The organism is Amycolatopsis sp. VC5-11 (assembly GCF_037034185.1).
GTDB lineage: Bacteria > Actinomycetota > Actinomycetes > Mycobacteriales > Pseudonocardiaceae > Amycolatopsis > Amycolatopsis nivea.
Genome location: NZ_JBAGKF010000001.1, coordinates 888596 through 901671, shown reverse-complemented (window position 1 = coordinate 901671; position 13076 = coordinate 888596). Strand labels below are relative to the sequence as shown.

Annotated in this window: 12 protein-coding genes; 10 read left to right on the top strand and 2 right to left on the bottom strand. The window is 66.6% G+C overall.

The window, feature by feature from the left end; translation table 11 throughout:
- The first annotated feature begins 83 nt into the window (after nucleotides 1–83).
- The 5 genes from WA670_RS04470 (at nucleotide 84) to WA670_RS04450 (ending at nucleotide 4238) form a co-directional block, all read left to right on the top strand.
- On the top strand, nucleotides 84–458 hold the full coding sequence (locus tag WA670_RS04470; protein WP_037809223.1) for an FKBP-type peptidyl-prolyl cis-trans isomerase: 375 nt from the start codon (nucleotides 84–86) through the stop codon (nucleotides 456–458).
- A 122-nt stretch (nucleotides 459–580) separates the two neighbouring features.
- Nucleotides 581–1339, top strand: coding sequence for a S1 family peptidase (locus WA670_RS04465; RefSeq protein WP_037809222.1), 759 nt, complete (start codon nucleotides 581–583; stop codon nucleotides 1337–1339).
- Between the two features lie 124 nt (nucleotides 1340–1463).
- Nucleotides 1464–2198: a S1 family peptidase gene (locus tag WA670_RS04460; protein WP_336156974.1), complete on the top strand. Its 735-nt coding sequence runs from the start codon at nucleotides 1464–1466 to the stop codon at nucleotides 2196–2198.
- Between the two features lie 36 nt (nucleotides 2199–2234).
- A complete protein-coding gene (locus tag WA670_RS04455; RefSeq protein ID WP_238603675.1) occupies nucleotides 2235–2570 on the top strand; it encodes a hypothetical protein in 336 nt (111 codons plus the stop codon).
- A 48-nt stretch (nucleotides 2571–2618) separates the two neighbouring features.
- Nucleotides 2619–4238, top strand: a complete 1620-nt coding sequence (locus WA670_RS04450; RefSeq protein ID WP_336156973.1) for a hypothetical protein — start codon at nucleotides 2619–2621, stop codon at nucleotides 4236–4238.
- Here WA670_RS04450 and WA670_RS04445 read toward each other — a convergent pair whose 3' ends face one another.
- Nucleotides 4239–6248 carry an NB-ARC domain-containing protein gene (locus WA670_RS04445; protein ID WP_134728024.1) on the bottom strand — a complete coding sequence of 670 codons (2010 nt, stop codon included), beginning with the start codon at nucleotides 6246–6248 and terminating at the stop codon, nucleotides 4239–4241. It abuts the gene before it with no gap.
- A 215-nt stretch (nucleotides 6249–6463) separates the two neighbouring features.
- On the opposite strand from WA670_RS04445, the gene WA670_RS04440 reads away from it, so the two are divergent.
- Complete coding sequence (locus tag WA670_RS04440; RefSeq protein ID WP_336156972.1) at nucleotides 6464–7996, top strand: hypothetical protein; 1533 nt, start codon at nucleotides 6464–6466, stop codon at nucleotides 7994–7996.
- On the opposite strand, the gene WA670_RS04435 is transcribed toward WA670_RS04440, so the two are convergent.
- A complete protein-coding gene (locus WA670_RS04435; RefSeq protein WP_336156971.1) occupies nucleotides 7958–10012 on the bottom strand; it encodes a hypothetical protein in 2055 nt (684 codons plus the stop codon). The genes WA670_RS04440 and WA670_RS04435 overlap by 39 nt on opposite strands.
- Before the next feature lie 314 nt (nucleotides 10013–10326).
- Between WA670_RS04435 and WA670_RS04430 the strand changes: the two genes are divergently transcribed.
- From WA670_RS04430 to WA670_RS04415, 4 genes are read left to right on the top strand one after another with little or no spacing between them, the layout of a single operon-like run.
- Nucleotides 10327–10707 (top strand): type VII secretion target, encoded by a 381-nt coding sequence (locus tag WA670_RS04430; protein ID WP_442893064.1) that lies wholly within the window; start codon nucleotides 10327–10329, stop codon nucleotides 10705–10707.
- Entirely contained in the window at nucleotides 10704–11618 is a 915-nt protein-coding gene (locus WA670_RS04425; protein ID WP_043831317.1) for a hypothetical protein, read from the top strand. The genes WA670_RS04430 and WA670_RS04425 overlap by 4 nt, the downstream gene beginning before the upstream one ends.
- A gap of 15 nt (nucleotides 11619–11633) precedes the next feature.
- Nucleotides 11634–12122 (top strand): hypothetical protein, encoded by a 489-nt coding sequence (locus WA670_RS04420; protein ID WP_336156970.1) that lies wholly within the window; start codon nucleotides 11634–11636, stop codon nucleotides 12120–12122.
- Nucleotides 12119–12964 (top strand): hypothetical protein, encoded by an 846-nt coding sequence (locus WA670_RS04415; protein WP_336156969.1) that lies wholly within the window; start codon nucleotides 12119–12121, stop codon nucleotides 12962–12964. Before WA670_RS04420 ends, WA670_RS04415 begins: the two co-directional genes overlap by 4 nt.
- The last annotated feature ends 112 nt before the right edge of the window (nucleotides 12965–13076 follow it).

Below are 13076 nucleotides of genomic sequence, written 5' to 3'. Positions count from 1 at the left end.
CGCGTTTATCCCCTCGTTGGGAGTAGTCCGTCTGGCGGTACTCCATCCGGCGCAGCGTTTGCCCGATAGGTACGGTGAGCCCCATGAGCGTGGAAAAGCCCCAAGTCGAGCGCCCGGACGGACCGCCGCCCGCCGAGCTGCAGATCAAAGACATCACGGTCGGCGACGGCCCCGAAGCCAAGTCCGGCAATGCGGTCAGCGTGCATTACGTCGGCGTCTCGCACTCCACCGGCGCGCAATTCGACGCCTCTTACGACCGCGGCGCGCCGCTCGATTTCCAGCTCGGCGCCGGCCAGGTCATCCCGGGCTGGGACCAGGGCGTGACCGGCATGAAGGTCGGCGGCCGCCGCCAGCTGGTCATCCCGCCGCACCTGGCTTACGGCGAACGCGGCGCGGGCGGCGTGATCGCCCCGAACGAAACGCTGATTTTCGTCGTCGATCTCGTCGGCGTGAGCTGATCTGCACGAAAACGCGGGCAGCCGGGAAAGCCCGAACGGGCAGCCCCGGCTGATCCCCCTTTCGGGGGAACCGGAAGGCGCCTAACGTTCGCATTGAGTAGTCGTCTTCCGGAGGATATTTCATGCGTTTGCGTGCTGCCCTTTCCGCTGCCTTCCTCGCCGCCGGCGCCGCGCTCGCCGTCGCGGCTCCCGCGTCCGCGGTCGCGAACGGCAACGATGTGGCGCCCGGCGAGTATCCGTTCGCTGCCAAGCTGTCCATGCCCGTCATCCCGCGCGCGGACGGCACCACTTATTCGAGCGGATGCTCGGGTTCCCTGATCGCGCCGCAGTGGATCATCACCGCCGGGCACTGTTTCCACGACGTCAACCGCAAGCCGGTTTCCGGCCCGGTGCCCTACGGGACTTCGGTGCTTCTCGGCGCGACCACCGACGAGCCGGGCAAGGGCGAGCGTCGGCAGGTCACCGAGGTGCAGCAGGCGGGCGTCAACGACGTCGCGCTCGCGAAGCTCGACCAGCCGGTCACCGACATCAAGCCGCTGACTGTTTCGCCCGCCGCGCCGACCAACGGCCAGAAGGTGCTGCTCGCCGGATGGGGCAGCCTGACCGAGGTTTCGCCGAAGCCGTCGGACAAGCTGCAGCAGGGCGAGATGCAGGTGGTCGGCTCGGACGCCACCACCGCGAGCATCATCGGCGTCTCGCCGAAGAAGGACACCAGCGCGTGCAGCTACGACTCGGGCGCGCCGTACTTCGTCGACGACGGCGACAACACCGGCCGGCTCGTCTCGGTCGAGTCGACCGGCCCGGACTGCCCCCACTCCACGCCGGAGACGACCGCGCGCGTCGACATCCTCAAGGATTGGATCGCCTCGCACACCCAGTGAGGACAAGTCGCGAGATCGGTCGGTTTTCGTCGCCCATCAAGGGAATTCCGCATCGTGGACGGTGTCGTTAGCGTGGAAGGCCGAGTTCATCGGCGTCCGCCGGTGACCCGGACGAAGGGACAGAATGCGCGTCCGCGCCGCGATCTCCGCAGCAGTACTCCTGCCCATCCTCACCGCGAGCCCGGCCTTGGCCGTCGCCAACGGTTCTGACGTCCCGCCAGGCCAATTCGGCTTCGCCGCGAAGCTGAGCATGGCCGGAATCCCGCTGCCGAACGGAAGCACGTACTCGAGCTTCTGTTCGGCAGCGCTCGTCGCACCGCAGTGGATCGTCACCACCGGCCACTGTTTCCACGACGCCAACAAGAACCGGGTGTCCGGCCCGGTGCCGTACCCGACGACGGTGTCGCTGGGTCTGGTCGACGAGACCAAGGAGAAAGGCGTCCAGCGCAAGGTCACCCAGGTCCTGCAAGCCGGCCCGAACGACGTCGCGCTGGCCCAGCTCGACAGCCCGGTCTCCGAGGTCAAGCCGCTCACGGTGAACCACCTGGTGCCCGGCGTCGGACAGCAGGTGACGCTGGCGGGCTGGGGCAGCCGGACGGCGCAGAATCCGGTTCCGTCCAAGCAGCTGCAGCAGGGCACGATGAAGATCTCGTCGGTCGGCGGCACGACAGTCGGCATCCACGGCGTCGCGCCGCAAGCGTCCACCAGCGCGTGCACCTACGACACGGGCGCGCCGTACTTCACCGACGGCAAGCTGATCTCGATCGAGAACAACGGCCCGGACTGCCCGCACACCGGCGCGGAGACGACGTCGCGCATCGATGTGATCGCCGACTGGATCGACGAGCACGCGAAGTGAGTACGGTGGAGGGGCCGCCGACCTGAGGAGAGTCGCATGCCCGAGCCGATCCTGACCGCTGTCGCCACCGCGCTGGCCACAAAGGCCGCGACCGGGCTGTATGACCTGGTCAAGCGCAAGTTCTCCGGCAACAGCAAGGCAACCGCGGAACTGGAGGCGGCCACCCCCGACAACCCGGCCACCGTCACCGCACTGGCCGAACGCCTCGACGAGGCCAGCCGCCAGGACCCGGACTTCGGCACGGCGCTGCGCACCGAGTTCGAGGTGCACCAGGAGGCCCGCAGCGGCGGGGTGACGAACCACGTGGGCACCGTGGCCGAAGGGGCCAAGGTCGTCCAGCTGCGTGACGTACAAGGCAATATCAGCCTCTGAGCCTTTTCCGACGACCGGCACGGAGCGCGATCGGTAGGATCGCTCTCCGTGCCGTCGTCGTCTTACCCCGTGCCGCGCCGATGGCGCACCGTGCCCACGGAACGGACGCTGCTGGCGGTAGTGCACAACGTCACCGCCGCGACTCGCTTGCTGGACGTGCTGCCGCTGTTCGCCGGGGATCCCCGGGTGCAGGTGGTGTTCACGTGCCCGGATTCGAGCGCGTTCACCCGGGGAACGCAGGAGTACCTCGCCGCGCGCGGGATCCCACTGGAGCCGTGGGAAGACGTCGTGACGGAGGACTTCGACTGGGCGCTGGCGGCCAGTTACGGCGGGGATTTGCATAAATTGCGCGCTCCGTTGACGGTTTTGCCGCACGGAATGGGGTATAATAAATTCTTGGAAACCGGAAACCGGAAACCGGAAACCGGAAACCGGAAACCGGAAACCGGAAACCGGAAACCGGTTTTCGGGTTGTCCGAGCAATGGCTGATGCACAACGGCGAGGTGATCGCCGAACATCACGTCCTGTCCCACCCGGAACAACTCACCCGGCTGCGGCAGTACTGTCCGGAAGCCGCTGACCACGCGGTCATCGCCGGAGACTCCTGCCTGGACCGCCTGCGCGACGCCCGGGAACTCCGCGAGTCCTACCGCCAAGCCCTCGGCGTAACCGGCGAACAAACCCTGGTACTGATTTCCTCGACGTGGGGCCAACTCTCGTCGTACGGCTCCGGCCCCGACCTCCCCCAACGAATCGCCCAGCAACTACCGCTGGACGAATTCGCCGTCGTCCTGGCCCTGCACCCGAACATCGGCCAGGGCCATTACCCGTGGCAACTGAAACAGTGGCTACGAGAATGCGAGCGCGCAGGCGTAATCGTCCTGCCGGAAGAAGATCTGTGGCAACCAGCCGCGGTAGCCGCCGACGTCACCATCGGCGACCACGGCTCCGTCACCTACTACTCCGCCTGCCTGGGCACCCCAGTCCTGCTGGCCGCCGCACCACACGACGCCGTCGATCCGGATTCCCCGGTAGCCGCCCTGCTGCGCGCCGCCCCCGCGCTCACCGACGAAAACCTGGCCACCCAACTGCGCACCGCGACCCAGCCACCAGCCCTGATCGCCGCGACCGAACTCGCCACCAGCGTCCCCGGCCAATCCGCTGCGTTGCTGACCGAACTCGGCTACCGCACGCTCAACCTCCCGCTCCCGGCCCAACCCGCCGGATTCACCGCGTTCCCACTGCCGCGCGTCCAACGCCCAGAACCCGGCGAACAGTGGATCCGGGTCCGCGGCGACGAAATCACCAGATTCGCCGCTACAACACCTGAGGCTCACCTAGTAGTCCACGTTGACGGCCCCGACCCGCGCCTGCTGCGCCGCGCCGACATCGTGCTGGGCGACCGATTCCCCGATCCCGGCCGCTGGATCGCCCTCACCCTCGCCGAATTCCCCGGCTGCGAATGGGCCGCGTGCCCAGCCGGACCAGGCTGGCTAGCCGGCAGCCGAGACGGCCTGGTCGTCTCCTTCACCGGCACCGACCTGCCACAAGCTGTGCCGTCGCTGCTGTACAAGCGCGACCTGCTGGGCCTAGATTTCCCCGAACAACTCCCCTTCACCGCTGGCGGCCGCAAGCACGAGGTGCGCCTGACTATCCACTATGGATAGTCAGAGCTGTTCGAGCCAGATCAGCAGATCGGTCGCTTCGGCCGTGAATCCGTGCAGCTGTGCGATGCCCAACGCGTCCTCCGCGTGCGCCTTCGCCTGGTCACGGTAGCCACGAGCAAGCGCGGCCTCCGCCCGAGACCGCAACGCGGCGATACGTTCTCGCTGCAGCTTGGCCTTCTCCGCCGCGGCATCGAGTTCGGCCAGCAGAGCCGCGCCTTCCTCGTACGAACCAGCCTCGATCAGCTTCCGCCCCTGCCACAGCCGGATCTTCACCAGATTGCCGGGCTCGTTCTTCAGCCCCTGCTCCGCTTGCGCCAGCAAGACGGCCGCTTCCTCCGGCGGCACGACCTTGGCCAGATGCATCCGGATCAACGCGAGCCTACGAGGATCACCGATCTGCTCGGCAAGCTCGAGACTTTCCCGAAAGCAGGCCTCCGCCTGGCTGTACAGCGAAACCGCTTCCTCGTCCCGTCCCTGCTGCCGCGCGATCAACCCCGGCTCGAAGAACGCGAGCCCTCGTGCTTCCAGCGCGGACGCGTGTTCGTCCGGCGTCGTGGCCAGCTCGGCCGCCGCGGCGTACTGCTCCAACGCCGCCGCCCAATCCCGCCGCTGCAGCTGAGCGAACCCGAGCTGGGTCCGGACCAACCCCTCGGCAAGCGGCATCGCGGCAGCCTGCGCGGCCTGGACCGCGTCCTGGCTCACCGCCAACAGTTCGACGGGGTAAGCGCCGTCTTTGTAGACCGGCCACAACGCCCTCGCCAGCCGGATGACGTTTTCGTGCGCCCCCTCCTGCAACGCGACCTCCGCCGCGGCAGCCAGGTTCCCCTGCTCGTCGAACAACCACTCCCATGCATCCACGTCGGCCGGCACCGGAGTGAAGCCCGGCCAGATCTTCTTCGGCCAGCCAGTCGACAGCGCGCGTTCCGCGATCCGGAGCCCGTGCTCGGCGTAGTAACCGACCACGGCGTCGGAAAGCTCACCGGCCAGCGTCGCTGCGTGCATGCGCGCCAGCTCGGACATCCGGTAGCGACCCCCGATGACCTCGATCAACTTGGCAGAGACCAGCTTCTGCAGGGTGTCCTCGGTGTCGTACTCGTCGAGGGCGAGAAGCGCCGCCACAGTTTCCAGCCGAACGGTGCCGTCGCCCGGATGCGCGCCGAAGACCCGGTACGCCGCTTGCTCACGCTCGCCCATCTGCTCGTAGGCAACGTCGTACACCGCGCTGGCCAGTGCACCTTTCGCTCGGATCCGCCCGACCAGCCGCCGCACCGTCGCACCCGGCCGCGCCAGGAGCACGCCCGCGACGTTGAGTTCCGCGGCAGATCCCGCGCAGATCCGCAGCAGTTCTTTCAGCTGTTCTGGCTCCGCGGCGAGCTTTTCGTCACCCACCAGTGCCGCCAGCACGCCCAGCGCCGCCTCGTCGCTCAACGGTTCCAACTCGACTTCGCGAGCGGAATACCGGGCGCGCAGCGCCTCCAGCCCAGACCCGACTACGAGCACGTACGAGCCGGGATGCGTCGGCAGCAGCGCCTTGACTTCCGCCGCGCTCAACGCGTCGTCGACCAGCAACGCGACCTTGAATTTGGCGGTCTGCGACTGCCACATCGCCGCGCGCCCCTCGAGACTCGCCTGCATCTCGTCCGGCCCGTAACCCAGCTTGGACAGCAACTCGGCCAGCACATCAGCGCCGGCCCGGTGGCCCACGCGCACGTCGTAAAACCGGTCGAACCGGTCCTGATGCTGGTGCAGCCAGGTTTCGCACAGCGTCGTCCGCCCGCTGCCCGGCGCACCTCGCACGATCGCGATCGCTACCCGGTCCGGCACCTCGTCATGAATGCGAGTGAGCGCGGCCAACTGACGCTCGTTGTTCCGGTAATGCTCCGGAGGTGCCTGGACCTGCAACGCCGGCGCCGCGGGCTGCCGCGGCCCGTGGAAGTGCACGTCGCCGTACACGTCGCGCGCCTGGAAGACCTTGTCCGCCTCGCCGTCGAAGTAGTTGCCGTCGCTCACCGTTTCCCCCGCCCAGCTGGTCCCGGCTCAGGCTACCGGAAACGTCACGGTCCGTGTCCAGCCTTTCACCACGATCGGGTCCGGGTAAGGTTCTGACCAGGAATTCCAGGACGGATTTGGTAGAATTGAATTGAGCAGCAAAGCAGCAAAGCAGCAAAGCAGCAAAGCAGCAAAGCAGGTGGCGGACCTTCGACCCGGTCGTCGTGCTCGGGGTCGTGCGCACCTGGACTTCAGCGATCAAGCTGCTCGAGGTCTGCCGTCTGTTTCAGGATGACCAGCGGATTCGCTTCACGTTCACGGTCGACCGCGGGTCTCGGTTCAGCGCGGGCGTCGAGGAGTTGCTGGCCCGCGCGGAAGCGCATTGCACGCCGTGGGAAAACGTTCCGAAGCTCAATTACGCACTCGCGATCACGGCTAGCGAAAACATCGATTTCGACCACGTCTCCGGACCGGTTCTCGTTCTTCCGCACGGCGTCGGATTCCACAAGTACGTTCCCGACTCCGGTTCGGCAGGCACCCGGCTTTCCGGGCTGATCCCGTCGGCCGCGCTGCGGTCCGGGCGGGTGTTGATGGCGGTGTCGCATCCGAGCCAGCAGAAACAGTTGCGCGACGCCGACCCGCTGACCGACGGCAGGACCGTGCTCGTCGGCGATCCGCAGTTCGAGCAGCTTCTCCGGAGCGAACCGCACCGCGAGCACTACCGTGCCGCGCTCGGCGTGGCTGATCGCACATTCGTGCTGGTCAGCTCTACCTGGGGGAAGACCTCGTTGATCGGCCGCCGTCCTCGGCTCCCGGCCGAACTGCTGGCGTCACTGGACTATGACTCCGCGGCCGTCGGTCTCGTGCTCCATCCCAACGTCTGGTCGCGCTACCGGCCGTTCCAGATCCGGTCCTGGTTCGCCGCGGCCCAGGACGCCGGGCTGCTCCTCCTCCCACCGGAACGCGGGTGGCAGGCCGCCATCGTCGCCGCGGATGTCGTTGTCGGGGACCACGGATCGGTCTCTTTGCTGGCCGCCGCGACGGGACGGCCGTTGCTGCTTGGCACGTTCGGCAGCGAGGTCGTGCCCGGCACCAGCGCCGAACTGCTCGGTCGGCACGCGTCCCGGCTCACCTGGGACCGGCCGTTGCGTGACCAAATCGACGAGGCAGAAACCCAGCCGTGGCAGCAGGATCTCGCTGAGCGCACCTTTGCGAACCCGCACGGAGCAACCGCGGAACTGCACGCTCTCGTACTCCGTCTGACGGAGCTCGAACCCCGTCCGCTCGAACTCCTTCGCGCACCGGACCCGGAACCGAATCCCATCACTCCGCTCGCCTTCACCGCGTACCCGGAGTTCACCGGCCCGGATTCCCTTACCTTGCATCGGTTTCCCCGCTCGGTAGAAGAATGGCGACCCGACGTCGAGCGGGCCTCAACCAGACTGAGACACGTAGTCGCCGACGAAAGCGACGACAACCTCGGCCGGATCGGCAACGCCACCGTGCTCACCAGAACCGCACTGCGTCCTGCACCAGAAGACTGGTGTGCCAACGCATTGCGGCTCCATCCTGCCTGCACGCTGGCCGCGGCCGCCGTCCCGGACGGATGTGTCGCGCGCACAAGGGCCGGCGATATGTTCACCGTCACCGGCTCAGCTGACGTCGCCGCGCTGGCTTCGACGCTGCACGCGTGTCTGACGACCGGTCGAGAGGGTGGGCGTCCGTTGTCCCTACGACTCGGCTCCGTCGAGACCACCGTCGTTTTCTGACGCCAACTTCTCCGCCCGCGGACTGCCCAGTTCTCGATACAGTTGAATCGCCCGATCCAGGTGGCTGCGCGCCTCCGCCGGATTCTCCCCGACCAGCGCACCGTGCAGCGCCTCCCGAGCCTGGGCCTCGTAGAAAGTCGCCCCGCTCGTTTGGAAAGCCTCTGCCGCCGCGGTCAACGCGTCAACGCCGCCCGGCAGCCCGGTGCGTACGCGCACCTGACCGGTGATCAGCAAGGCGCGCGCAGCCGAGCGACTGTCGCCAAGCTCGCCGAACGCGCGATGCGCTGTTTCCAACTCACGCAGGCCCTCCGCATCGCCGAGCGACTGGCCGAGGAACATCCGGCTCAGCGCCTCTCCCCGGGTCTCCCCAGCCGCCTCGTTCAACTCGATCGACTCGCGGTACCTCTGCTGCGCCAGCTCCGGTTGATCGGTCAAATCGTGGTATCGACCGGCGAACTCTCGCACCGAGGCCCGCAGCACGAGGTGCCCGTCCTGATCCGCCAGCTCGATCGAACGTCGTACGAAGTCCCCGGCTTGCTCGAACTGCTCGAGATCCGTCAGCGGACGCGACGCCAGACTCCGCAACCGCGCCTCCGCAGCGCGATTCCCGGCCTCTTCCGCGGCCTTGATGCCGTGCCGGAGACTGCTGAGCGAATCGGCCTGCCGCTTGCGATCGAAGTAGTAGGCCGCGAGAGACTCGGCGATCTGCCAAATCTCGTCGACCAGGCCGATCTTCTCGGCCACCGGCAGCAATTCGTGCAGCGCGCGCCGGTTCTCCTCGAACCAGGCCAGTCCGTTGGCCCGGCGATCGCCGCTGAAGGGGTCCGCGATCTCCGGCGCGTCCGCGACCCGGTACCGCTCCACCCCGATCATCGCCGCGTCCGCGTAGTAGGCGGCGTTGCGGAACCCGCGCACCACCCGGGCGAGCGCCTCGTGCGTTTCCTCGTCGTCCAGTCCCGAAAGGGATGCCGCGTGGTCATGGACGAGCGGATGCATGGAGTACCGGCCGTGCTCTTCCTGGAGCACCTTCAGCAGAACCAGCTCGGCGAGAATGTCCCTCGACGTGGCCTCGTCCAGCCCGATCAGCAGATCGAAGACCGGCGGGGTGAAGTCGATCGCCGGGTACGCGCCGAGCAGCCGGTATGCGCGCTGAGCAGGTTCGGTCGCTTCCTGGTACGTCGCTTCGAACACCGGGTTCCCCTTATTCGGCCCACGGTCGGATCGCATCAACTCGGCGCGTGAACGCCGAAGCCGGGCAGCCAGCTCCGGCAACGAAGGACACCGCCCGACCACCACGAGCGTCGCGGCGTTCCGGAGGGCCAACGGCAATCCGCCGCAGTAGCCGAGGATCTCAGCTACCACCGGATCGTCTGGGTCCGCGTCCAGTCCGCTCAGCTCGCGAAACAACTCAGCAGCCTGCTCGTCGTCGAGCGGCTCGACGGGGATCGTCTCGCCGCCGACCTCGCGGACCTCAAGCCGCGACTCCACGCGGCCCGCGACGAGCACCAGCCAATCCCGTCCGCCAGGCATCAACTGCAGAAACTGCTCGGATTCCGTGACATTCTCCAGCAACAGCACGGCAGCCGCCCCGGACGACCGCCTTCGCCACAGACTCGCCAACCCAGGTTCGGCGGGCATCACTTCGTCGCGAACCCCGTCGCGACGCAATAACGAACGCAGCGCCGCGGAAATCACCGACTCGCCGTCGACCGTGTGCGTCGCGTAATCCGTGTAATAGGCCCCGCCGGGATAGCGGTCTTTTACTTGCTCAGCGACATACCGGGCCAACGCGCGCCGACCGACCCCAGTCAATCCGTCGAACACGACGAGCGGTACACGCTGATCGGCAAGACAGGCCTCGATTTGTTCGTTTCGCCCGACCAATCGCCGCAGCGCTCGTGGCGTTTCGTGCGGCACCACCCGTTCGGGTCCCGGCAGCTGCTGGTTGACCGTGCCGATGTACTGCGCCTGCACGAGAGAACTGCCGCCGTCGACCGATCTGACTTCGTTGTGCACTAGTCCGCCCCTCACCCCGAGTCACCGCAAGCTTACCGATTCACCGGGGAGCAAGCATCAACATCGCACTGTCTGAACGCTGCCCACGAACCTCGGTCTGCGTCATTTCCAGGACACACCGTGACAGCTTGGTTACCATCAGATCAGCTCAGTGAAGGTACGGGCAGGGCCAGGCGCAAGGGGAGGACGCAGATGGCCGAAAGAGCACGTCCCCGGAATCCTCGCTCCAGCCTGCCGCTCTCTTCAGCGACCGCTTTCGCAGGAGGAAGAGAGAACCCGCAACGGCAACCATGACGGGCGATGAGGATTGAGGGGTGGGAAACATGGTTCATCAAGGCAAAGAGTTTGGCGTTGACCTGTATGAACTGGAGAAAGTGGCAAAGGTCGACTTCCCGGCCGTCTCGGCCGGCTACGGGGACGCGATCGGCAGCTGCGATCGGGTCCTCGGCGGCGTGGATCGCGCGATGCTCCGCCCAGAGCAGTTCGGCGGCGGCGCGCTAGGGCCGGTCTACCAGGCATATCTTGATCTGCACGAGACTGTCGCCGGATTCCTCAAGGAAACGAAGACCAATCTGGACGACACGGCTGCCGCGCTCGGCACAGCGGCACAGCATTACGCGGGTACCGATCAATCAGCGAGCGACGAACTGCACCGCCGCGCCCGCACCGACCCGGACCTGGACGGCAAGCTGTGACCTTCGACCAGCTTATGCAGCACGCCAAAGACATCAAGGACAAGGCCGTCGAGCTGGCGATCAAGGAACATGATCAAAAGTACGCGACGCAATCCGGAGTGGTCCGCGACCCTGGACCGTTCAACCAGCACTACTCGTTCATCGAATCGATGTTCGAGCCGTTTTCCAGGATGCCCGATCCCTCCGCGTACGACCCGCTGATCGCCGACCTCAACGCGGCGATGGCCAAGGTGAACCCCGGGTCGGTGCACACGACCGAACTCAGCAGCGAGGTGAGTCTGGGCAACCCGGTTTTGGACAAGATGACGACCGCGGGCAGCTACCTCCAAGGCTGGACCGGCGAGGCGGCGATGGCGTTCAAGGCCGGTTTCATCGACACCTTCAAAACTGTCGCGGGGAACCAGTTCACCGTGTTGTCCACCCTCAAGGGTGTCCTGCAGGCGCACCAGGCAATGTGGGCCAAGGCCCGCGACGACGTCGACAAGATCGCGGAAAACACCAAGAACGCGCTGGACAACGCTGGGGGTTGCGGCAAGAACCAGTGGACTTTCGATTTCTCGGTGCTCTCCGCGGTCGGCGCGGTCGGCGGTGTTTTCGTCGCTATCGCGACGGGAGGCGTGGTGCCGCTGGCCGCGATCGGGGCGGTCGCTTCCGCGGGCAGCGCGGGCGTGGCCGGACTCACCGCATCGGGGGACTCCGTCGAGACGATCATCAACTCGATGAAGCAGGCGATCGACGAGCTCCACCGGCACATCGAAGAGGTCGAGACGCGGGAGATCGCGGACAAGGTGCGGGCGCTCGCCGGTGCCGTGCGCGCGAACAAAGACAAGCTCGTCTCCGCCCGGCCGAAGCTGGCCGGAATGAACGAACATGACCTGGCCAGCGACAGCGGCATGGGCGGATCGGACTGACGACAGGAGGGGACTGTGCCGGATCTTGCCGAGAGGCTCGACGGAATTCAGGTACGCGTGCGCGCACCTGGTGCGGAAATCGAAGCCGAGTTGCGCCGACGCACCGACATCACTGTGTCGTTCGGAGAAAGCGTCTACGACTTCATCGACGAATCAGCTCTGGAGACCGCGCTGGCCAGCCTGGCGCGGCTGCTGTGGGCCGGGTGGCAGAGGCAGTACCGGGCGGCGATCGACGAGACCGGTCTGAACATCGATGTTGACGATCTGCGTGATTCACATTTCTTCACCGACCGGGCCAACGTCGAAGCAGTCGGCGCGTCAGCAGGCGAACGGGTCGCTATCTCCGCGGTAGGCATGGAGAATTTCTCGGTCGCGATCAAGCCCGGAACCGTCCGCGAGATACCCGAAGACCAGTTCAGCGTCGATGTTTCCGTTGCGGCGGCGAAGTTGATCCAGGACTTCCAAGCCCAGGTGGACGAGCTGAAGAAGCGGTACTACGAATGAAAAAACGCAACCTGGTCGTGGCCGGAATCGTCACGACGCTAGTCGTAGCCGCCGGGGTCGTCACGGTGGTGCTGTCCACCCGCGGCGACTCGGCGGCGAAGCCGTGCGATATTCCGAATTCAGTCCGAGAACAGCCGGTGTCGGCGAAGAGCGCACCGGGCGGCGGTGCGGTCGAAGTCGCGGAAAAGGGTGCTTCGTCGTCCGGGCTGGCGAGCATGGGTGCGGTGCTGCGCAACACCAGCGACCGCATCGCCTACCGGACCAAAGTCACGTTCAAGGTGATCGTTTCCGTCAACGGCCTGCCGCCCGGCCCGATTCAAGGCGCGCCGATGACCATGGAGGTCCCGGTGCTGCTGCCTGGTCAACGAGCCGGCATCGGCAGGCCGCTCATCAACGTCGGCGGGACAGACAAGGTGATCTCGGCCGACGTCGACGTCCAAACGACGACCTGGCTGCCGAACGGCGCGCTCGGCGGATTCGCCCCGGCGACCGACATTTACGAGTCGACCAGCCGCGCGAAGGCGTCGCTGCCCGCCGACGCGGTCCGATACACCGAGAAATCGACGAACTGCCGGGCACTGGCGAGCCGCCGTACCGCCGTCGTGTTCCGCGACGCGAACGGCGCGATCGTGGGCGGCGACCTGGTGCCTCCGGACGGCAAGGGCAACCCGGCCGGCACCCCGCAAGAACCGCCGTCGAGCCCGTCCTGCTCGCCAGGAGAACGCAGCACCTGGATCGTCCCGCTGCAGAAAATCCCGAAGAACGCAGACGACAACCACACCGAGCTGTACTCGTACTGCGATCTCAACGCCCCCCGCCCAGACGTGAACGACGCCTTCTAACCACCACCCACCAAAAAAATGTGCCCTGGCCCACACCCACCGCAACAAGCCAGCCCAACCGCCCCCGCCCAAAACCGGCCATGCCCGCCAACCGCACCAAAGGCACCGCGGG

Excerpts from the sequence above, each read along its gene's own strand:
- WA670_RS04470 (WP_037809223.1), top strand. The coding sequence starts at position 84 with ATGAGCGTGGAAAAGCCCCAAGTCGAGCGCCCGGACGGACCGCCGCCC.
- WA670_RS04465 (WP_037809222.1), top strand. The coding sequence starts at position 581 with ATGCGTTTGCGTGCTGCCCTTTCCGCTGCCTTCCTCGCCGCCGGCGCC.
- WA670_RS04415 (WP_336156969.1), top strand. The coding sequence starts at position 12,119 with ATGAAAAAACGCAACCTGGTCGTGGCCGGAATCGTCACGACGCTAGTC.
- WA670_RS04460 (WP_336156974.1), top strand. The coding sequence starts at position 1,464 with ATGCGCGTCCGCGCCGCGATCTCCGCAGCAGTACTCCTGCCCATCCTC.
- WA670_RS04455 (WP_238603675.1), top strand. The coding sequence starts at position 2,235 with ATGCCCGAGCCGATCCTGACCGCTGTCGCCACCGCGCTGGCCACAAAG.